Here is a 20,475-nt window from a genome sequence, read left to right on the forward strand (position 1 = left end):
GCCTGGCACGCCGACCGCGGCGACGGCAAGGGCCTGTTCGATATCGGCGAGCAGGTCTTCCGCATCCTCAAGGCCGGCCGACACACGCACCAGACCTTCCGGGATGCCGTGTGCCGCGCGCTCCTCCGGCGTGTAAGTCGAATGCGTCATGCTGGCCGGGTGCTGTGCCAGCGTCTCCGGATCGCCGAGGCTCACGGCGCGCGTCACAAGTTGCAGCGCGTTCATGAAGCGGCGCCCGGTTTCGATGCCGCCCTTGAGTTCGAACGCGATCATGCCGCCGGCGCGCTTCATCTGGCGTAGCGCCAGCATGCGTTGCGGGTTGTCCGGCAGGTCCGGGTAATGCACCCGCTCGACCAGCGGGTGGTGCGCAAGCAGGCGCACGATCGCCTTGGCGTTATCGCAGTGGCGCTCCATGCGCAGCGCCAGGGTCTTGATGCCGCGCAGCACCAGATTGGCGTCGAGCGGTGACAGCACGGCGCCGGTCATGTCCTTCAGCCCGACGAGCCGGATCCGCTCTGCAGTGGCGGCATCGCATACCACCAGCCCGGCGGTTACGTCGCCATGGCCGCTCAGATACTTGGTGGCCGAATGCACCACGATGTCTGCGCCCAGTTCCAGCGGCCGTTGCAGGTAGGGCGTGCAGTAGGTGTTGTCGACCACCGTGATCGCGCCGTTTGCCCGTGCGAGCATCGCAACCTGGCGGATGTCCACCAGGCGCATGTTTGGGTTGGCAGGCGTTTCGAAATACACCACCTTGGTCTGCGCCGTCAGCGCGCGCTGCACTGCGACGGTGCTGGTCATGTCGCAGTGGCGAACGCTCACGCCAAACTTCGCCAGTCCATGATGCAGGAACGAGAAGGTGCAGCCGTATAGCGTGGTGTCGACCAGGATTTCGTCACCCGGTGAGAGCAGGGTCCACAGCGTGGAGGTGATCGCCCCCATGCCGGATGCAAAGGCCACGCCCGCCTCGCCGCCTTCCAGCGCCGCAATGCGTGCTTCGAGCAGTGCCAGGGTCGGGTTTGAGATGCGGGTGTAGATGTAGCCCTGCGCTTCGCCAGCAAAGCAGGCGGCACCGTGTTCGACGCTCGGGAAAGCAAATGTGCTGCTGTGATACACAGGCGGCACCAGTGCGCCCTGATGGCTCATCGGATCGTAGCCGTGGTGGATTGCGCGCGTGGCAAAGCCCCGCGCCCGGTTGTCGTGAGTCATGCTGCACCCGCCTCAGATCGCCATTTCGATGCGGCAATCCTATCGAGTTCGACCGGCCGAATTTTTGCAAACCATGCCGATACGGCGATAGAGTGCGCATGACTAATGCGCAAACGGTGGTGTGAGTGGATAAAACGATCGTCGAAAATCTGGACGCTACGGACCGGCGGATTCTGGTCGCGCTGCAGGACAACGCCCGCCTCACCACTGCCGAACTTGGCGAGCGCGTGTACCTCAGCCAATCCCCCTGTTGGCGACGAGTGAGGCGTCTGGAAGACGACGGTTACATTCAGGCCTATCGTGCAGTGCTGGATGCGAAGAAGCTCGGCTACGGCGTCACCGCGTTCGTCAGCATCATGCTTGAGAGCCATGCCCAGCCCTTGAGCCGCGATTTCGAGGCGCGCATCGCCGAGATCCCGGAAGTCATCGCCTGTCACAATGTGTCGGGCCGCTACGATTTTCTGCTTGAAGTGGTGGCTCGCGATCTGGAAGGTTTCGGCGTGTTCGCGCGCGACGTGTTGCGCGCGCTGCCCGGCGTGAAGGAGATCTATTCGAGCTTCTCGCTCAAGGAGATCAAATCCACACGGGCCTTGCCGATTGCCGGATGAATCCGCCGGCCTTGCGGTCGGCGCGGTGCCTCGATCGCGGCCCGGCGCCACGGTTGGCCCTTGAGTTGCAGCAAAAGCCGCGCAACTTATCGGCCACCTGTTGAGTGCGCACTTTTAGACTTGGCTTTTCTGCAGCTTCCGAGGCGTGCCCCCGAATGCCCGTGACGCTCTACCTGCTGGTCCTGCTGATTGCTGCAAGCGGCACGCTGATGCTTGCCGAATCGGCGTGCGCGATGAACGATTGCGGCGCGATCGAAACCCTGCACGGTTTCGCGGCGCTTGGGCTGCCGGTGCTCGTGCTCTACGCATTGCTGACGCTCGGGCTACTGTACCGGCTCGCGGTGGCGCTTGAAGCACGCCATGGTCGCCTGCGTGCGGCGCTTTACCCTTCCGCGCTGTTGTCCGCACTGATCGTGCTGGGCGCGACCGACCCGCAGCGCTCCGATCTGCATCAGACGCTGGTCCTGCTCGGCAGCCTCGCGATCCCATGGTTTGTTGCCGCGCTGGCAGGCCTCGTGATGCGCGCGGGTGCTGACGCGTAGGCGCTTCGATCGCGCGAGGTCTTTTCCGCATCCCTTGGCCGCACGTTGCGTTACGCTTGCGCGCCTGACGCATCGAGCCCGGCGGGATACGCTCCGCCGCCTGCCACGCACCTCCGGTAGACCAACCCCATGACCCAGATTTCCACGCGGCTTGCGACGGCCAATGATGTTGACGCGCTGGCCGTGCTGTTCGATGCCTATCGCCAGTTCTACCAGCAGGCGGCCGACCTGCCGCTTGCTGTGGCATTCATCCGGGAACGGCTGGTGCGGCATCAGTCCTTCGTCTTCGTCGCGGAGTCCGCTCCCGGCGAGATGCTGGGCTTCTGCCAGCTCTACCCGAGCTTCTGTTCCCTGGTCGCCGCGCCGATCGTGATTCTCAACGATCTGTTCGTGCTGCCTCCAGCGCGCAAGGCGGGTGCCGGGGCAGCGCTGTTGCAGGCCGCCGAGGCGTTCGCCCGCGCCCAGCGCTTCGCACGCATGGAACTCACGACGGCAAAGACCAACCTCACTGCGCAATCGCTTTACGCATCACAAGGCTGGCAGCGCGATGAGGTCTACTACGCCTACAACAAGGTGTTGTAGGGCTGAGGGGGCGCCCGCTGGGGCGCATTGGCTCAGGGCACTTCGGAGAAGCGCATCCGCCGCTCGACGCTTGCGGCGTGGGCTGCCAGGCGTGGGCCGAAGCTCTTTTCGTACTTGCGCGGGTTCGGCAGCATCACGGCGAGGCGCGCCGCCTGCCCAGTGCCCAGTTGCGCAGCCGGAATATTGAAGTAGCGCCGTGCAGCCGCCTCGGCACCGAAGATGCCGTTGCCCCATTCGACGACGTTCAGATACACCTCCAGGATGCGGCGCTTGTCCCAAAGGTGCTCGATCATCACGGTGATCAGCGCTTCCTCGGCCTTGCGTACATAGCTGCGCGTAGGGGTCAGGAACAGGTTCTTCGCCAGTTGCTGGCTGATCGTCGAGCCGCCACGGATCGGCTTGCCGCGCTTGGCCAGCTTATCGTTCTTCTCCAGCGCTTTCTCGATCGCATCCCAATCGAAGCCCTCGTGGTCGACGAAGCCGTCGTCCTCTGCCGCGATCACGGCGCGCTTGAGGTTGGGCGAAATGCGCTCGTACGGCACCCATTGATACTTGAGTTGCGCATCAGGCGTCTTCTCGCGCAGTTCGGCGAGGCGCAGCGACATGAAGCTCGTCTGCTGCGGCGGGTTCCATTTCCACCACAGCACGAGTCCGAACACCCACAGTTGGTACGCAAGAAACAACAGCAGCAGCGCGAGCAGCGCACGCTTGAACCACTTCAGCATCATCAGGATTGGGCAATCGCCTCGCGCAGCGCTGCGCGTACAGGCAGGGTGTCGGGGCGCACGCCGCGCCACAGGAAGAAACTTTCAGCCGCTTGTTCGACGAGCATGCCGAGCCCGTCCGACACGCGGGCCGCACCGAGCGCGCGGGCCGCGGCGATGAAGCTCGTCTCATCGCGGCCGTACATCATGTCGTACGCCAGCGCACCAGGTGCGTAGATGCCTTGCGGCAGAGGGGGCACATCGTCGGATAGCGACGACGATGTGGCGTTGATCACTACATCGAACGTGCCGCCGGCAAGGCCGTCGAAACCACAACCGGCAAGCGCACAGGCGCGGCCTTCGGGCTGGAACTGCTGCGCCAGCGCGAGCGCCTTTTCCGGCGTGCGATTGGCGATGGTCAGCGACGACGGCGCTTCGGCCAGCAAGGGCAACAACGCGCCGCGCGCCGCACCGCCTGCGCCCAACAGCAGTACGCGTGCGCCATCGAGTACGCAGCCGAGCTGCGCGAGGTCGCGCACCAGGCCGACGCCATCAGTGTTGTCGGCAAGAATGCCGCGCTCGTCGAACAGCAGCGTGTTGGCGGCGCCGGCGGCTTCGGCACGCGCCGAACGGCGGTCGGCCAGTGCGAACGCATCGAGCTTGAAGGGCACGGTTACGTTGGCTCCGCGGCCACCTTCCGCACGGAAGGCGGCAACCGCCTCGGCAAAGCCGCCCAGTGGCGCGAGGCGCGCCTCATAGCGCAAGGCCTGCCCGGTCTGCTCGGCGAAGCGGGCATGAATGAAGGGCGATTTGCTGTGGGCAATCGGATTGCCGAAGACGGCGTAGCGGTCCATCGCTGGCTCCTGTGGTGGCTTGCGCTCAGCGCCGTGCATCCAGCGCGTCGCCTTCCTTCGAGAAGTTCCAGGTACGTGCGATCACCAGCACGTCGACATCCTTGCGGATGTTCGCCGGGAACGGGGCAAACGGCGAGGCAAGCTGCAGGATCCGCATCGCGGCGTCATCCAGCACCTGATTGCCGGACGAGCGGCGCACCTCGGCGCTGGCGATCGAGCCGTCGGACTTGATCTCGACGGCGATCAGCAGGCTGCCGTAGATCTTGCCGTTGCGGTCGCGCGGGAAGTTCAGCGTGCCGACACGCTCGATCTTCTGGCGCCAGTCTTCGACGTACTGCGCGAAGCGGTATTCGGTGGTGCGGGCGCCGACAAAGGCCTTGCGCGGCCGCTGCGCGTATTCCTGCAGGTTCTTGTCGATCACCGCTTCCTGGCGGGCGATCGCGCGTGCGTGCTCCACCAGCTCGAAGCCAGCCACTTTCGGGGGCTCGGGATTCTGCTGCGGTTTCGCGAGATCGATCTGCGACTGCTTGAGGCTCTTGCTCTGCTTGAGCAGTTCGCGCTGCTGCGCTTCGAGCTGCTCGATGCGACGCTGCGCTTCCATCAGGGATTCGCCGTCGCGGGTCTGGTCTTGTGGCGGCAGCGGCGTGGTGGGCAGCGCCTTGGTCTTGCTGTTGCCGCCGCCGTCGAGGTTGGCTTGCGCGAGTGCCTGGGCATCTTTCGGCGCATGGGCATGCTTGGCGTTGACCAGGACGATGTCGAGGCCCTTGTCGCGCTGGCGATTCATCTTGCTGTCCGGCATCGAGAACTGCAGCGCGAGCAGCACCGCGTGCAGCACGATCGATAAGGCGACCGCACCCCAAAAGATGTTCTCGCTGCCGATGCGCCGCGTGGCGGGTGGCAGGCGCAGGCGGCGGCGCTTGGCCGGCGCCGGCTTGGCTGGTGCGGGCTTCGCCGCTACGGGCGCGGTTTTGGCAGCCTCCGCAGCGGCGGCCGCATGCGCCCGGGCACCGGAGGTGCGGGCAGTTGGCGCGGCCGCTGCGGGTTTGCGTGGAGTCTGGGCGTTGGGCATCGGGACGCGAGTGTAACGCGCAGATTACAGGCCGTCTTCCTCGTCCGTCGTCAGGACATCGGCATCAGGCGCGAGCGTCTCGACATAGCGGGCGACGAGGTCTGGCGCGAGGTCGTCGTAGCGCTCGATCGCGAGGCGGATATGCGTGCCGGCATCGAGGTTGGGCAGTGACGGCACCTTGACCACCAGCGGAATGTCGTTGAAACGCACCAGGTTCTCGCGCCACACATGGCCCTCTGGCTGGTAGTCCGGGCTCTGTTGGCGTAGCCAGCGGAGACACCAGTAACGCTCCATCTGGCGCTGGTAGTCGGCATAGGCGGCGTAGGCGAGTTCGAAGTCGTTCATCGCCGCGGCGAGTTCGGCCGAACCCTTGCTGAAAGGCGCCGGCTCGTTCGACAGCAGGGCGATCAGCTGGCGCTGGTTCACCAGGTCGACGTAACGGCGCAGTGGCGAGCTGGACCAGGCATAGCAATCCACGCCCAGGCCGTCGTGTGGCGCGGCGGCGGTCGTCATGCGCACGCGCCCGCCGGTTTGCGCGCGGTAGATCGCCGGGATGCCCGCGTCGGCCAGCACGCGACCCCAGGTGCTGTTGGCGAGAATCATCAATTCGGCTACCAGCTTGTCGAGCGGCGAGCCACGCTTGCGGCGCTGGATATCAACGAGACCGGGGCCGTCTGCGGTTTCCCTGTCCCAATCGACGTAGAAGTTGAAGTCGAACGCGTTCTGGTTCGCCGAAGGCTTGCCGCGGCCGGCTTCGAGTACGGTCGCGAACTCCCACAGCAGCTTCAGCTCATCGCGCCAGGGCGCGTCGGGTAGTTCGGCAGCGAGCGTCGTTTCGTTGAACCACGGTTCGATGTCGTGATGACGCAGGTTGGCCACCACCGGCACGATCTCGACGCGGCTCGAATGGCCTGCAATCGAGTAATCCGCATTGACGTCGACGTACAGCGAAACGGCCGGGCAGTCGCGCCCTTCCGACAGGGTGTAGGCCGACACCGCATCGTCCGGCAGCATCGTGATCTTGTCGCCCGGCATGTACACCGTGGATAGCCGCTTGCGTGCGACGGCATCCAGCGGGGCGCCTTGCGGAATGCCGATGCCGGGTGCGGCGATGTGGACGCCGATGTGCCAGCCGCCGGCTGCGCGCGGCGTGATCGAGAACGCATCGTCGATTTCGGTGGTGGTCGCGTCGTCGATCGAGAAGGCGCGTACGTCGGCGCGCGCGAGCGCATGTACTGGCGCCGGCACCTCGTGCGGCGGAAAACCGATGCCGTCGGGGAAGTGTTCGGACAGGAAGCGCGCACGGTGGTAAGCGTGGGCGTTCGGGAATGCGGCGCAGGCGAGCAGCAGTTGCGGCAGCGTGCGGCCGCTGCGCTCGCAGGCGAGCTCCACGCCCTTGGTTTCGAGCTTGTTGCGATCGGGCTTCACCAGCAGCTGCGTGACGATCGCCGCGACTTCCGCCGGCAGGCGGCCGGCTTCCAGTTCGCTGGCGTAGCGCTCCACGGTTTCCTGTTGCAGGCGTTTCTTCTCAAGGCCGGCGAGGGCAGCTTGCAGGATCTCGGGCGGTGCCTTGCGGAAGCGACCCTTGCCCTTGCGGTGGAAGTGCACCGGCGAGGCCTGCAGTTTGAGCAGCAGCGCGACCGATTCGACCGCGCTTGGTACATGGCCGAAGTAGTCCTGCGCCAGGTCGGTGAAGGCGAACTCGTCGTCGCCACACACCTCGTACAGGAACTCCGTCTCCAGCCCCTCGGCTTCGCGCTCAGCGGCGGCCATCAGCTCGCCGGCGGCGGGGCGGTCGAAGCGCATCAGCACGTTGGCGGTCTTGAGCTTCACCCGCTTGCCATGCGGTGTTTCCACCTGAAGCGAGGTATCGGTTTGGGTGAGGATCGTGGCGGGCTTGAAGGCCCCATCCTCTTCGAACAGCACGTGCATGGCAGCCCAGGATCAAGCAAACCGCAAAGTATAGCGGAGCACCTGATGCGCCCGGCGGCTTCAGCGTTTGGCGGGCTTGCCGGCGCGCAGCGCGTCGGCCGAGTACAGCGCCAGCGCGGTCCAGATCAGCCCGAAGGCCGCCAGGTCTCCACCGCGGAAGGCCTCGCCGAAGATCAGCACGGCAATCAGGAAGTTCAGCGTCGGCGACAGGTATTGCACCAGGCCCACGGTCGACAGCGGCAGGCGGCGCGCCGCTTCGGCGAACAGCGCGAGCGGGATCGTGGTCATGACGCCGGCGAAGGGCAGCAGCGCGGTCACCACGTGCGTGGCGCCCAGATGCAACTCGCCCTGGGCTGCTTGCCAGCTGAGGTAGGCGAGTGCGATCGGCGTCACCAACAAGGTCTCGATGAAGAGGCCGTTCTGCGCATCGATCGGTGCGCGTTTGCGCAGCAGCCCGTAGGTGCCGAAGGTGCCGGCGAGGAACAGTGCAATCCACGGCAACTGGCCGGTCTGCCAGACTTTCAGCGCGACGCCCGCGGTGGCGACGCTCACCGCCACCCGTTGCAGTGGGCGCAGCCGTTCGCCCAAGAAGAGGCGGCCGAACAGTACGTTCACGAGCGGGTTGATGAAGTAGCCAAGGCTCGATTCGACCAGCCGGCCAGCGCCGACCGACCACACGAACACCAGCCAGTTCAGGCTCGTCAGGCTGGCGGTGAGGGCCAGCAGCGCGAGCAGCCGCGGCTGCCCGAACACCCCACGCAGCGTGCCGTAGCCCTGCCGCCAGCGGATCCAGGCCGCTAGCAGCAGCACAGACCACAGCACACGGTGCGCGACGATCTCGCCCGCTGGGATCGATCCGACCGCGTGGAAGTACAGCGGAGACAGGCCCCAGACGCTGAACGCGCCGAGCGCGCAGGCGAGCCCGGTGCGCGCTGGCTTGCTGCTCACCGCGCGGACGCGAATTCGATGATCGCGTCGATGTAGTCGTGCCAGCGCGTGAAGCTGTGATCGCCGCCCGGCAATACAGTCTGTCTTGCACCGGCGAAGCGCGCCACCGAGACGCGCGTGTCGAGCACTTCGTCCGCCTCCTCAGCCAGCAGCCAGAAGCGTTCGGGGCGTGCAAGCGTGGGCAGGCGCAGCGCTTCGATCTGGGCGACGTGTTCCCAGGTGAAATCGAAGGGCTCGCCGGTGTAGAGGTTTTCATGCCGGCCGACAAAGGGCGAGGCGTCGAATCCCTCGGGGAATACCGCCGGATTGATCAGCACTGCACGCAGGTCGTGGCGCTCGGCGAGCCAGGTCGCATAGAAACCGCCTAGCGAGCTGCCGACCAGCGTCGGCCGCACCGGCGCGGCGGCGATCGCCGCCTCGGCCTGGGCGATGGCGCGCGCCGGTTCGTGCGACAAGGCCTCGCACCAGAACGCGTCACCGCGCCCGAGCGCGCGCAGGCGCGCTTGCAGATCCTGCGCCTTGGACGACGCGGGCGACGAACGGAAACCGTGGAGATAAATGATCACGGCCCGGAGCTTAGCGCATCCGGGCCGTTCTGCCTCTCAGCGAAACTGCGTAGATATCAGCCGCGGCGACGCAGGGCTGCCGCTGCGAGCCCAAGGCCGATCAGCGCCAGCGTGCCGGGTTCGGGGACTTCGGCGCCGCGAGTGTTCGTGAACGAGAAGCTCAGGTCGTTGTAGCCGCCCGGGTATTCCGGCGTGTTGATCAGATCCTCGAAGCTCACGAGGGCCTCATGCGGCATCCATTCCGATTGCACGCGCGCGTGCGGCTTCCCGTCCGCATTGCGGGTACTCGGGCCGGTGTAGAAGTCGTCCCCGGTGTTGTTCACATGCAGACGGAAAATCAGTTCGGTACCAACAGCAAAACTGCCGAGCGTGACCGTGCTGCCGACTGCCGACGCATGGTTGTTGAAGAGGAACAGGTCGTTGCTCAGGTCGCCGTCGTCGCCCGGCGCGCCGAGCCCGTTCAGCACGAGGTAAAGGTCGTTGCTGTAGCCCGCCGAATTGCCCTGGTAGGTGGCGACGATATCGTCGGTCGAGGTAACGGTAACCTTGACGCCTTCGGTGCCCAAGGGGGCGATCGGGAATGCGAACGAAGCGGTTGCGGCCGCGCTCGCCAGAATGGCGACGATGAGTTTGCCGAGTTTCATGGTGCTTGCCGGATGTGATGAGGGGACGGCCGTCTCTCAAGCAAGGGGCGGACCTGTTGTTTGGCGGCCCATAAACGACAAGGGCCGCGGTCGTATGACTGCGGCCCTGCGTGGTGCTTGTGTAAATGCCGCCGACATCGTCGTCGGCTGGCAAGTGGGTTAGTGATCGACCCAGGCAACCCAACCCATCTGCCAGGTGAGCAGGATCAGCAGGCCGAAGGCAATGCGGTACCAGGCGAAGATGCGGAAGTCGTGCGTCATGATGTAACGCAGCAGCCAGCGCACGCACAGGTAGGCCGATGCGAAGGCGGCAATGAAGCCGACCGCCCACATGCCGGCATCATCGGCGACCAGCAGGTGGCGTTCCTTGTAGAGCTGGTACAGCGAGGCGAGGAACAGCGTCGGGATCGCGAGGAAGAACGAGAACTCGGTTGCCGCCTTGCGCGAGAGGCCGAATAGCATGCCACCGATGATCGTGGAGCCCGAGCGTGAGGTGCCGGGGATCAGCGCGAACGCCTGCGCGATACCGAGCTTCAGGGCGTCGAGATGGGTCATCTGATCGACCGTTTCGACGCGCGTGTATTTCTGGCGCGACTCGGCCCACAGGATCACGAGGCCACCGAGAATGAAGGTGGAGGCCACCACCGGCGCATTGAAGAGGTGGGCCTTGATCTGTTTGCCGAACAACAGACCCAGCACCGCGAGCGGCACGAAGGCGATCGCGACGTTTACGAGGAAGCGCATCGCCTGCGCATCGCTGCGCGCGTGCATGAACGCGCCGACCAGTCGTTGGCGGTATTCGAGCACCACGGCAAAGATCGCGCCGGACTGGATCACGATTTCGAACAGCTTGCCGCGCTCGTCGTTGAAGTCGAGCAACTGACCTGCAAGGATCAGGTGGCCGGTGGAAGAGATCGGCAGGAATTCGGTCAGGCCTTCGACGACGCCGAGAATCAGCGCCTTCAGCAAAATCAGCAGGTCCATGGGGAGCAAGGGAGGAAGAGGGTGCGCCGATTATACGGTTGCACTGCAACAATCCCGTGTCGCCGCGGGGCGACTTCGGCGGCGCAGCGTGCAACGTGGCACGCGCGGCGGTTACATCCGGCTTTGTGTGGCGGCGCTGCGCAGGGCGCGTTCCGCTGCCAGCACGCGAGCGGCGTCGAGGCTCGCGATCGGGATGTCATTGCCTTGCGGGATCGCGCCGAGCAACTGCAGCGAGAGGTAGCGCAGGCAGCTGACGCGCAGGAAGGACGTGAAATTGCCAAGGTCGCCGTCGGTCTCGGCAAGTTCATCGTAGAGCTTGGCGATGAGCTGCGACAGGCTCAGGCCGTCGCGTGCGCCAATGTCTTCCAGTACGCGCCAGAACAGGTTCTCGAGCCGGATCGATGTGGATACGCCACGCAAGCGCAGCGAGCGGGCGCGCGCCTGATAGAGCGCCGCATCGGCGCCGATGAACACCTGACACATGAGAGCGATCCCCCCGGACGCAGCGCGGCAGGCCGGGCGACCTGCCGCGGATGAGATCGTAGCCCCTGCGAAGTCGACTGCTCAGGCCTCGATCCGCGTGCCGAGCACGGCGAGGAATTGCGCGATCCAGGCGGGGTGTGCCGGCCATGCGGGCGCGGTGACGAGATTGCCGTCGGTGACCGCGGCATCGATCGCGATCTCGGCGTACTTGCCGTGCGCGAGTTCCACTTCGGCGCGGCAGGCCGGGTAGGCCGAGCAGGTGCGGCCTTCCAGCACGCGCGCGGCGGCCAGCACCTGGGCGCCGTGGCAGATCGCGGCGACCGGTTTGCCGGCGTCGAAGAAGTGCCGCACCGCGGCGATCACGGCCGGGTTGAGCCGCAGATACTCGGGCGCGCGCCCGCCGGGGATCACCAGCGCGTCGTAGGTCTCGGCCCGGACATCGGCAAAGCTCGCGTTGAGCGTGAAGTTGTGGCCGCGCTTTTCCGAGTAGGTCTGCTGGCCCTCGAAATCGTGGATGGCGGTGGCGATCGCGTCACCGGCCTTCTTGTCGGGGCAGGCCGCGTGGACCGTGTGGCCTACCGCGAGCAGCGCCTGGAACGGCACCATGATTTCGTAGTCTTCGCCGAAATCGCCCACCAGCATCAGGATCTTCTTACCCATGGCTGTCTCCTCTGTTGAGTTCCGGCCAACTGCGCGACCGTGAGAGGATTCTTCGCCCGGGCTGTGGCGGGTGGGTGTTAACCGGTTACCGCCGGGCGCTTTCGATGCGCCAGGCAATGAACCCCGCTGCGAGGGCCAGCGCGACGAGCGCGCTGCCGGTCAGCCATTCACCGTCGAGCAGACGGCTGGTGCCGAAGAAGATCGCTGCAAAACCGGTAATGCGGGCGATCAGGGCAATCGGTGCGGGGTTCGGGCTGGACATGGCAGGCGTTGCATGGATGGTGGCCCGCCATGCTAACGCGGCGAGCGCCGCCTACATCGCCCGCGGACGCTTGTGCGCGAGCAGCTGCGCGATCGCACACGAGATCGAGCGGCTTTGCGCGGTGTCGGCCCGGCTCGTCAGCACGATCGGCACGCGTGCGCCGAGCACCACGCCAGCGAGCAGCGCACCGGCGAGGTAGTGCAATTGCTTGGCCAGCATGTTGCCGGCTTCCATGTCCGGCACCAGCAGGATGTCGGCACGCCCGGCCACTTCCGATTCGATGCCCTTGGCCTTGGCGGCGAGCATCGAGATGGCGTTGTCGAACGCCAGCGGGCCGTCAAGCAGTGCGCCGCGGATCTGCCCGCGATCGCCCATCTTGCACAGCGCGGCGGCTTCGAAGGTGGAGCGGATCTTGGTCGTGACCATCTCGACCGCCGAGAGAATCGCTACCCGTGGGGTCGTGATGCCCATCGCCTGCGCCAGCTCGATCGCGTTCTGCAGGATGTCGACCTTCTCTTCCAGCGTCGGCTCGATGTTGATCGCCGCATCGGTGATCAGCAGCGGGCGCGGGTAGGTCGGCACATCGGCCACGAACACATGGCTGACACGGCGTCCGGTGCGCAAGCCTGCGTCACGCGACACGACTGCGCCCATGAAGGTGTCGGTGTGCAGGCTACCTTTCATCAGCGCATCGACGCGCCCGTCACGCGCAAGCGCCGCGGCGAATTTCGCGGCGTCTGCCTCGAACTCCGCATCGATGATTTCGACGCCATCCAGGCTGGCACCATACTGCGCCGCGAGCCGCTCCATTCGCGCGCGCGGGCCGACCAGTACCGGGGTGACCAAACCTTCGTCGCGCGCCTGCAGCGGGCCGACCAGGGAGTCTTCGGAGCAGGGCCACGCGACGCCGATGCGGATCGGGCTGAGCCCCTGTGTCAGCGCGATCAGATTGCCATAGCGGCGCTGGCTGTCGTTGACGGTGACCTCGGGCAGTTCCGGCACCGGCTTGCGCACCTTCACAGTGGGCGCGATCACCTCTGCCTCGCCCTCGAAGATGCGTTCGCCGTCCTGGTTCACGCCCTCGCAGCTCATCGTCACGCAGTGCGTCGCGGCATGCTTGTCGCGACAGGTCACGGTGACGGTCAGCGTATCGCCCAGGCTCAGCGGGGCGAGAAAGCGCAGGTTCTGGCTGCGATACACGGTACCGGGGCCCGGCAGCGTACTGCCCAGCAAGGATGAAACCAGCGTGCCGCCCCACATGCTGTGCGCCACCACACCGGCAAAACCGACATCGCGTGCGTAGTCGCTGTCGAGGTGGGTCGGATTGAGGTCGCCCGATGCCACCGCGAAGAGCTGGATGTCTTGCAGGCGCAGGGTGCGTGTCAGTCGCGCGGACTGGCCCGGCTGGATCTCGTCGAAAGTGCGGTTTTCGATGTGTTCAGTGGCAACGGCAGACATCACGACCCCTCGGTTTGCTGCACTGCGGAACACCATGTTATGCCGCGTTGGTTTGCATGGCGATGTACGCAGCGCCGGATTTGATCCAGATGAAACGCGCGCGCCCTTGTCGTGATGCAGCCCGCGTCGGGTGTGGTGGGCGGCGATGCTAAAATCCGCCCGATCCCGCATTCCGAAAGGCTTCCCATGCACGTCGTCGTTCTCGCTGCCGGCCAAGGCAAACGCATGCGTTCCGCATTGCCGAAGGTGCTGCAACCGCTCGCGGGCCGCCCGCTATTGGGCCATGTGCTGGCAACGGCGCGCTCACTGGGGGCAGAGAAATTGTGTGTGGTGTACGGCCACGGCGGCGAGCAGGTTCGTGCCGCGCTGAATGCACCGGATCTCGCGTGGGCGCTGCAGGCAGAGCAATTGGGCACGGGCCATGCCGTGGCCCAGGCGCTGCCGCATCTGCCGGAATCTGGCCCGGTGCTGATTCTCTACGGCGACGTACCGCTGACACGGCGTGAAACGCTGGCCGAACTGGTTGCCGCGGCGGGGACCGAGGGTTTCGCGCTGCTGACCGTCGATATGGCGGACCCGATCGGTTACGGTCGCATTGTGCGTGACGGCTCCCATCGTGTGGTGCGCATCGTCGAGCACAAGGATGCCAGCGAGGCCGAGCGCACGATTCGCGAAGTGAACACCGGCATCATCTGTTGCCAGGCGCAGCACTTGCGCGGCTGGCTTGGCAAGATCCGCAACGACAACGCGCAAGGCGAGTACTACCTGCCCGACATCATCGCGATGGCGGTGGCCGACGGCATCGAAGTGAAGACATCGCAACCCGTTGCGGTGTGGGAAACGCTGGGCGTCAACGACAAGGCGCAACTCGCCGAACTTGAACGCCTGCACCAGCGCAACCAGGCGCAGGCGCTGCTGGTCGCTGGCGTGACGCTGATCGACCCGGCGCGTTTCGACCTGCGCGGTACGCTGGAAGTCGGCCGCGATGTCGAGATCGATGTGAACTGCGTGTTCGAAGGCCGCGTGGTGCTGGGCGATGGGGTGAAGATTGGTGCGAACTGCGTGCTGAAGGATGTGGTGGTGGCCGCTGGCGCGCTGATCCATCCTTTCAGCCACCTCGATGGTGCCGAGGTTGGTGCCAAGAGTCTGATCGGCCCCTTCGCGCGTTTGCGCCCGGGCACGAAGCTGGCCGAGGATGTGCATATCGGCAACTTCACCGAAGTGAAGAACAGCACCATCGCCGCGCACTCGAAGGCGAACCATTTGGCCTACATCGGCGATGCGGATATCGGCAGCAAGGTGAACGTCGGCGCCGGCACGATCACCTGCAACTACGATGGTGCGAACAAGTTCCGCACCATCATCGAGGACGAAGTCTTCATTGGCTCCGATACCCAGCTCGTGGCTCCGGTGCGCGTTGGCAAGGGGGCAACGCTGGGCGCTGGCACTACGCTGACCAAGGATGCGCCGGCGGGTGATCTGACCCTCTCGCGTGCCAAGCAGCTGACCGTTCCTGGCTGGAAGCGGCCGGTCAAACAACCCAAATGAGGCGCGCGGGCTTGCGCCTGGCTTCGCTGGTGCTTGGCGCGCTCGCCTGTGTTCTGGCGCATGCCGCCCACGCGGCGGGCTGCAAGGCCAGTTACACCGTTCCGGTCGCGCTGCTCGGCGATGTGGCCCATCGTGGTTCGGAAGGCAGTGTTGAAGGCTATGTGCCCGAGCTAGTGGCCGAACTCGCGCGGCGTTCGGGCTGCAACCTGCAGGTCGATGAAGTGCCGGCGGCACGCATCAGTGCCATGCGGCAACACGGCGACGTCGCGATCCTCGCTTACTCGGTGCAGAAGCCGCCCGCACCGGGTTACGTGTTCATCCCGACGGAACAGTTTGTGCATGACTTGCTGGTGAGCACGACGCATGTCGCCGCGCCGCTGAGCGTGAAGTCCGTGCTCGCTGATCCGCGCCTTGTTTTTGGTCGCGTCCGGGGTATGAACTACGGGCCCGAGATCGAAGCGCTTCTCGCGGGTCTTGGGCCGGGGCGCGTCGACGAATCGAGTTCGATTGACGACCTCTACCGCAAGCTCGTTGCGGGCCGCGTGGACGCAGTGTTCCAGTTCCCGCTGGTCTATCGCGGCAAGCTCGCCGCGCTCGGCGCGTCGCATCGTGTAACCGTACTGCCTTTTGATGGCGCCGCCCCGCAGATCGGTGGCTGGGCCTTCTATGCTCCGCCGCTTGATGCGGATGACGCTGAAGCGCTGGTGCGTGCCGTGCGTGCCATGCGTGATGACGGCACCACGACGCGCATCCTCGCGCGTTTCGTCGGTGAGACTGCCGCCCGCCGTGCGCGCTACGTGGTGCGGGAGCCCGTCACCCGTCAGCGGACGAGCAAGCCGTGATGCGGACGTTCTGGCGTCATGCGCCGGCCGGGATTACGGGGCTCCGCTGATGGACATGCGTACCCGGTTGCCGCTGCCGGCCAGCGCGCCGCATTTCGAGCCTGCGAGCGCGGATGACTTCGAGAGTCTGCTTCAGATTCGTCTCGCCGCCATGCGCAGCAGCCTCGAGCAGATCGGCCGCTTCGATCCGCTTCGCGTACGCCGCCGCCTAGCCGACAGCTGGATTCCGGCGATGACGCAACACATCGTCTGCGAAGGGGCGCGTGTTGGCTTCTACATGCTGCGGCGGACAGATCACGCTTTGGTGCTGCAGCACCTGTACCTGATGCCGGCCGCCCAGGGCCGTGGCCTCGGCAGCGCGGTGATGCGCATGCTCATCATGGAAAGCGCTCGGACGGGGTTGCCCCTACGTGTGACCGCGCTGCGTGATAGCCCCGCCAATGACTTCTACCTGAAGCACGATTTTGTTCGATGCAGCAGCGACGAGTTCGATCTGCACTACGTTCGAGCGCCGGAGCGCCCCGCAGCAACGCACCCTTTTGCTGGCTAAGCGGCTGCGCTGGGAAGACTGATCGCCGGCGAGAACTTGCTGCGCTTGACCGAGAAGAAGGTCCTGACGTTACGCACGTTGGCGTCGCCCGCAAACAAGCGATGCGCCAGCGTCTGATAGGCCGCCATGTCGGCAACCTGAAGGATCATGACGAAGTCTGGGCCGCTCGACACCCGGTAGCACTGCTGCACCTCAGCCGCGTTGCCGACGCGCATTTCAAATGCCTGCATGTGGTCGGCGGACTGGGCGTCTAGCGTGACTTCGACGATTGCAGTCAGCCCGGCCCCCAGGCGTTCCGTGGACAAGATCGCCACCTGCCGCTCGATTACTCCGGCTTCGATGAGCTTTCGCACCCGGCGCATGCAGGTCGCCGGCGAGACATGAACGCTTGCCGCCAAGGCTTGGTTGGTTAGGCTGGCATCGCGTTGCAACTGATCAAGGATGCGGAGATCGGTGGCGTCCAAGCCTGGGGTGCTGTTGGAAATCATCACAAATCCATAAAAAACGAAATATTATTGCGCCAAACTGTCTTGGTGAAGGAATATTTCACTTCTGTGCGAATTTGGCAAGCTCATTGCCGCGACTGCTGCCTATAGTGCGAGCATCTTCCCATCTCAATCGTGGAGTGCTCCATGTGCGGCATCGTCGGTGCAGTGTCCCAGCGCAATATCGTCCCTATCCTCGTTGAGGGTCTTAAGCGGCTTGAATACCGCGGCTACGACTCCTGTGGTGTGGCGGTGCATCAGAACGGCGCGCTGAGGCGTGCGCGCAGCACCTCGCGTGTGGCAGAACTGGATGCGCAAGTGCACGCTGAGCATGTCGAAGGTTTCACCGGCATCGCCCACACCCGCTGGGCCACGCATGGGGCGCCAGCGGTGCACAACGCCCATCCGCACTTCTCGCGCGATCGCATCGCGCTGGTGCACAACGGCATCATCGAGAACCACGATGAATTGCGCGCCGAACTCAAGGCCAAGGGCTATGTGTTCGACAGCCAGACCGATACCGAGGTCATTGCACACCTGGTCGATTCTCTCTACGACGGTGATCTGTTCGACGCCGTCAAGCGCGCCACGCGCCGCTTGAAGGGCGCCTACGGTATTGCCGTGTTCTGCCGCGACGAACCGCATCGCGTAGTTGGCGCGCGCGAAGGTTCGCCGATGGTGCTGGGGGTTGGCCAGGGTGAGAACTTTGTTGCGTCGGATGCGATGGCGCTTGCGGGTGTGACCGACCAGATCATCTACCTCGAAGAGGGCGACGTCGTCGACCTGCAGCTAGGCAAGTACTGGATCGAGGCGCGTGCAGGCAGCGACGGTTTTGTGCGCGTGGAACGTCCGGTGCGTACCGTTCATGCGCACACTGGCGCGGCGGAACTGGGACCCTATCGTCACTTCATGCAGAAGGAAATCTTCGAGCAGCCGCGCGCCGTAGGTGACACGCTGCAAGGCGTCGAGGCGATCGCGCCAACCCTGTTCGGCGACAACGCCGAAGCCGTGTTCAAGGGCATCGATTCGGTGCTGATCCTTGCCTGCGGCACCAGCTACTATGCGGGCTCAACCGCCAAGTATTGGCTGGAGTCGATCGCGAAGATTCCGACCAGCGTCGAGATCGCGAGCGAGTACCGTTACCGCGATAGCGTGCCGAATCCGAAGAGCCTGGTCGTGACGATCAGCCAGTCCGGCGAAACGGCAGACACCATCGCCGCGCTGAAGCACGCGCGCGGCCTCGGCATGGAGCACACGCTGACCATCTGTAACGTGTCGACCTCCGCCATGGTGCGCGAATGCAAGCTCGCTTATATCACGCGTGCTGGTGTCGAAATCGGTGTCGCGTCCACGAAGGCTTTTACTACCCAACTGGCCGGCCTGTTCCTGCTAACGCTGGCGCTCGCCAAAGTCCGCGGCCAGCTCACGGCGGAATCGGAGGCGGCGCACCTCAAGGCGATGCGCCATCTGCCGGTGGCGCTGCAGGCAGTGCTTGCGCTCGAGCCGCAGATCATGGCCTGGTCCGAAGAGTTCGCGAAGAAGCAAAACGCGCTGTTCCTCGGCCGTGGCCTGCACTACCCGATCGCGCTTGAAGGCGCGCTGAAGCTCAAGGAGATTTCCTACATCCACGCCGAAGCCTACCCGGCTGGCGAACTCAAGCACGGCCCGCTCGCGCTTGTCGATGCTGCCATGCCTGTCGTTACCGTAGCGCCGAACGACACACTCGTCGACAAGCTCAAGAGCAATATGCAGGAAGTGCGCGCGCGCGGTGGCGAACTCTACGTATTCGCGGACGCCGATACCCACATCGAGAGCGAAGCGGGCGTGCACGTCATCCGCATGCCGGAACACTACGGCGCGCTGTCACCGATCCTGCACGTCGTGCCGCTGCAGTTGTTGGCGTATCACACCGCCTGCGCGCGTGGCACTGATGTGGATAAGCCGCGTAACCTCGCAAAGAGCGTCACTGTCGAGTAGTCGCCGAGCGGTTGCGGCGCAATTTGATGCCGGAAAAGAAAGTCCGTCGGAGGAAAAGTAAGTCCGTCGAGTCGTGGCACGTAGATGCAACTGTTCGCGGCGAGGGACGAAGTGAGGTTCTGCGGCCAAGGTTGTCAATGAGCTAGGCCTATTGACATGGAGCTTGGCAAAGCCTCCCGTCAAGAATTTGTACGCAATCTGGTTGATGGATTGTCCTGGAAGGCCTGACCCACAGCCGCCAAGTTACAGGGGTCGGTGCCGGCATATCTCCAGCGAAAATCGTAGCCTCTCGGATGGCCGCGGTAGCCCTCTAGCTGCCGCGTGCCATGTCAGGAGCTCCTTGGCTGTTTTTGGACTGGAAAGGCCGCTCGTTACGAGCCGCCACTGACACGGAGCGGCCTTAGTTCACCTTAAAGCGTCAGCGATCTTGAGCGGGTGAATGTCAGCTCTGAATTCTGCAGTCCGCCGCTTTGTGCGATAGCGGACAATCGTTACCGGAGGGGACGTGTGGCCCGTCTTGCTCGCGACGGGACCGGGTTTGCCTAGCCGACCGGGGACAGCCCACTCTAGTGGTCGCGAGTCCATCGGGGCGCCCACTCGAAAGAGGTATACGCGAGAATGAAGCATCGACCTGGCGATAGTGGTTGTGCTCTCATGATCCTGTTCCTTGATTTCGACGGAGTGCTACACCCGCTCAACAAGGCGGAGAAGTTCACCAGGGCGCATCTACTCGATACCTTTCTGGCCGAACAATGCGACGTAGAGATCGTCCTGTCGACCAGCTGGCGCCAGATATTCCCCTTGGCTGTGCTGCGTTCAAAACTCACTGCCACGATTGCCGAACGCGTGATTGGAGCAACGCCGATCTTTCCGCGGGCAGCGCTGGAGCCAGCACCGGCCGCCGTGCGTGAGCGCGAATGCCGGATGTGGCTTGACACCAACGGACGAACGGACGCCGCATGGATCGCATTGGATGACGAACCCACGTTGTTCGCGACGCGAGAACGGGTGATTGTTTGCGACTCAAGGGTTGGTTTGACGCCGGAGAGTATCGAAGCGTTGCAGCAACACTTTCGTACGTGAGGGGACACCCTTGCACCTTAGCGCCCATCATTCCATTTCATAAACTGCAAAGGCCACTTTGACCGGCGACGTGCTAGTCGGCCCCAATAAGCCTATCGTTCCATTATCGTCCGCGTTTCGGCCTTAGCTGCCGTTCAGTAAGCGTCCGCCCAACCCCTCTTGACGCAGTATGGATGCGCGCGATCAGTCCTCAGGCTGCCAGCGATGCGGCAGCAACTCGCCAATGCGGCTGGCCGGCTGAGTCGGCAGTCGCATCAACACATCCTTGAGGTAAGCGTAAGGGTCGTGCCCGTTGAGGCGGGCCGATTGCACCAGGCTCATCACGGCAGCGGCGCGTTGTCCGGCACGCAGGCTGCCCGCAAAGAGCCAGTTCTTGCGGTTATCGCAATGTTTCGATAACCGCAATTATCCTCAGTCGCCGATTATGGAAAGTTTGCTGGTTTCCACCCGCAGCACCTTGAGCCAACAGGTCTTTTGGCCGTCAT

The 20,475-nt window shown here is 64.6% G+C and carries 22 protein-coding genes and 1 pseudogene; 8 read left to right on the top strand and 15 right to left on the bottom strand.

Translation table 11 applies throughout. The features are described 5' to 3' along the window. The coding region (locus ACE3P0_RS20295; protein ID WP_374404621.1) for a methionine gamma-lyase at positions 1–1,209 on the bottom strand (1,209 nt) is incomplete at its 3' end. 125 nt (positions 1,210–1,334) lie between these two features. Here ACE3P0_RS20295 and ACE3P0_RS20300 point away from each other — a divergent pair. The 3 genes from ACE3P0_RS20300 (at position 1,335) to ACE3P0_RS20310 (ending at position 2,941) form a co-directional block, all read left to right on the top strand. Next, positions 1,335–1,817, top strand: coding sequence for an Lrp/AsnC family transcriptional regulator (locus ACE3P0_RS20300; RefSeq protein ID WP_206254319.1), 483 nt, complete (start codon positions 1,335–1,337; stop codon positions 1,815–1,817). A gap of 155 nt (positions 1,818–1,972) precedes the next feature. Further along, positions 1,973–2,359: a hypothetical protein gene (locus tag ACE3P0_RS20305; protein ID WP_374404622.1), complete on the top strand. Its 387-nt coding sequence runs from the start codon at positions 1,973–1,975 to the stop codon at positions 2,357–2,359. A gap of 129 nt (positions 2,360–2,488) precedes the next feature. Further along, positions 2,489–2,941: an N-acetyltransferase family protein gene (locus ACE3P0_RS20310; protein ID WP_374404623.1), complete on the top strand. Its 453-nt coding sequence runs from the start codon at positions 2,489–2,491 to the stop codon at positions 2,939–2,941. A 32-nt stretch (positions 2,942–2,973) separates the two neighbouring features. Here the strand turns inward: ACE3P0_RS20310 and mtgA are convergent, their stop codons facing one another. The 12 genes from mtgA to ACE3P0_RS20370 all read right to left on the bottom strand — a co-directional run bounded on the left by mtgA (position 2,974) and on the right by ACE3P0_RS20370 (position 13,505). Further along, positions 2,974–3,669 carry a monofunctional biosynthetic peptidoglycan transglycosylase gene (mtgA, locus tag ACE3P0_RS20315; protein WP_374404624.1) on the bottom strand — a complete coding sequence of 232 codons (696 nt, stop codon included), beginning with the start codon at positions 3,667–3,669 and terminating at the stop codon, positions 2,974–2,976. Further along, complete coding sequence (aroE, locus tag ACE3P0_RS20320; protein WP_172202551.1) at positions 3,669–4,499, bottom strand: shikimate dehydrogenase; 831 nt, start codon at positions 4,497–4,499, stop codon at positions 3,669–3,671. The genes mtgA and aroE overlap by 1 nt, the downstream gene beginning before the upstream one ends. 25 nt (positions 4,500–4,524) lie before the next feature. Next, positions 4,525–5,568 (bottom strand): TonB family protein, encoded by a 1,044-nt coding sequence (locus tag ACE3P0_RS20325; RefSeq protein ID WP_374404625.1) that lies wholly within the window; start codon positions 5,566–5,568, stop codon positions 4,525–4,527. 24 nt (positions 5,569–5,592) lie between these two features. Continuing rightward, the gene (locus tag ACE3P0_RS20330) at positions 5,593–7,500 is read right to left on the bottom strand and encodes a ribonuclease catalytic domain-containing protein (RefSeq protein ID WP_374404626.1); all 1,908 of its coding nucleotides are present in this window, start codon (positions 7,498–7,500) and stop codon (positions 5,593–5,595) included. A gap of 60 nt (positions 7,501–7,560) precedes the next feature. Continuing rightward, positions 7,561–8,448 carry an EamA family transporter RarD gene (gene rarD / locus ACE3P0_RS20335; RefSeq protein ID WP_374404627.1) on the bottom strand — a complete coding sequence of 296 codons (888 nt, stop codon included), beginning with the start codon at positions 8,446–8,448 and terminating at the stop codon, positions 7,561–7,563. Next, the gene (locus ACE3P0_RS20340) at positions 8,445–9,014 is read right to left on the bottom strand and encodes a YqiA/YcfP family alpha/beta fold hydrolase (protein ID WP_374404628.1); all 570 of its coding nucleotides are present in this window, start codon (positions 9,012–9,014) and stop codon (positions 8,445–8,447) included. Before ACE3P0_RS20340 ends, rarD begins: the two co-directional genes overlap by 4 nt. Before the next feature lie 56 nt (positions 9,015–9,070). Further along, positions 9,071–9,658, bottom strand: coding sequence for a PEP-CTERM sorting domain-containing protein (locus ACE3P0_RS20345; RefSeq protein WP_374404629.1), 588 nt, complete (start codon positions 9,656–9,658; stop codon positions 9,071–9,073). Positions 9,659–9,817: 159 nt separating this feature from the next. After that, positions 9,818–10,642 carry an undecaprenyl-diphosphate phosphatase gene (locus tag ACE3P0_RS20350; RefSeq protein WP_374404630.1) on the bottom strand — a complete coding sequence of 275 codons (825 nt, stop codon included), beginning with the start codon at positions 10,640–10,642 and terminating at the stop codon, positions 9,818–9,820. 111 nt (positions 10,643–10,753) lie between these two features. Beyond that, a complete protein-coding gene (locus ACE3P0_RS20355) occupies positions 10,754–11,125 on the bottom strand; it encodes a ribbon-helix-helix domain-containing protein (protein WP_172202558.1) in 372 nt (123 codons plus the stop codon). A gap of 81 nt (positions 11,126–11,206) precedes the next feature. Next, a complete protein-coding gene (locus ACE3P0_RS20360) occupies positions 11,207–11,785 on the bottom strand; it encodes a DJ-1/PfpI family protein (RefSeq protein WP_374404631.1) in 579 nt (192 codons plus the stop codon). Positions 11,786–11,870: 85 nt separating this feature from the next. Then, positions 11,871–12,047, bottom strand: coding sequence for a hypothetical protein (locus ACE3P0_RS20365; protein WP_374404633.1), 177 nt, complete (start codon positions 12,045–12,047; stop codon positions 11,871–11,873). A 51-nt stretch (positions 12,048–12,098) separates the two neighbouring features. Further along, positions 12,099–13,505 (bottom strand): bifunctional enoyl-CoA hydratase/phosphate acetyltransferase, encoded by a 1,407-nt coding sequence (locus ACE3P0_RS20370; RefSeq protein ID WP_374404634.1) that lies wholly within the window; start codon positions 13,503–13,505, stop codon positions 12,099–12,101. 186 nt (positions 13,506–13,691) lie between these two features. Between ACE3P0_RS20370 and glmU the strand changes: the two genes are divergently transcribed. Genes glmU through ACE3P0_RS20385 form a run of 3 tightly spaced genes read left to right on the top strand, consistent with a single transcriptional unit; the run spans position 13,692 to position 16,445 of the window. Beyond that, positions 13,692–15,053, top strand: coding sequence for a bifunctional UDP-N-acetylglucosamine diphosphorylase/glucosamine-1-phosphate N-acetyltransferase GlmU (glmU, locus tag ACE3P0_RS20375; RefSeq protein ID WP_374404635.1), 1,362 nt, complete (start codon positions 13,692–13,694; stop codon positions 15,051–15,053). Positions 15,054–15,064: 11 nt separating this feature from the next. Further along, a complete protein-coding gene (locus ACE3P0_RS20380; RefSeq protein WP_374404636.1) occupies positions 15,065–15,895 on the top strand; it encodes a substrate-binding periplasmic protein in 831 nt (276 codons plus the stop codon). A 49-nt stretch (positions 15,896–15,944) separates the two neighbouring features. Then, complete coding sequence (locus ACE3P0_RS20385) at positions 15,945–16,445, top strand: GNAT family N-acetyltransferase (protein WP_374404637.1); 501 nt, start codon at positions 15,945–15,947, stop codon at positions 16,443–16,445. Here the strand turns inward: ACE3P0_RS20385 and ACE3P0_RS20390 are convergent. Further along, positions 16,442–16,909, bottom strand: a complete 468-nt coding sequence (locus ACE3P0_RS20390) for an Lrp/AsnC family transcriptional regulator (RefSeq protein ID WP_374404638.1) — start codon at positions 16,907–16,909, stop codon at positions 16,442–16,444. The genes ACE3P0_RS20385 and ACE3P0_RS20390 overlap by 4 nt on opposite strands. 168 nt (positions 16,910–17,077) lie before the next feature. On the opposite strand from ACE3P0_RS20390, the gene glmS reads away from it, so the two are divergent. Both glmS and ACE3P0_RS20400 read left to right on the top strand, forming a co-directional pair. Continuing rightward, the gene (gene glmS, locus ACE3P0_RS20395; RefSeq protein ID WP_374404639.1) at positions 17,078–18,907 is read left to right on the top strand and encodes a glutamine--fructose-6-phosphate transaminase (isomerizing); all 1,830 of its coding nucleotides are present in this window, start codon (positions 17,078–17,080) and stop codon (positions 18,905–18,907) included. 654 nt (positions 18,908–19,561) lie between these two features. Beyond that, a complete protein-coding gene (locus ACE3P0_RS20400; protein WP_374404640.1) occupies positions 19,562–19,990 on the top strand; it encodes an HAD domain-containing protein in 429 nt (142 codons plus the stop codon). 183 nt (positions 19,991–20,173) lie between these two features. Here ACE3P0_RS20400 and ACE3P0_RS20405 read toward each other — a convergent pair. Then, a pseudogene (locus ACE3P0_RS20405) lies at positions 20,174–20,368 on the bottom strand (transposase domain-containing protein); the annotation flags it as partial. Between the last annotated feature and the right edge of the window lie 107 nt (positions 20,369–20,475).

The sequence above is a fragment of the Niveibacterium sp. genome, from assembly GCF_041909475.1.
Classification (GTDB): Bacteria; Pseudomonadota; Gammaproteobacteria; order Burkholderiales; family Rhodocyclaceae; genus Niveibacterium.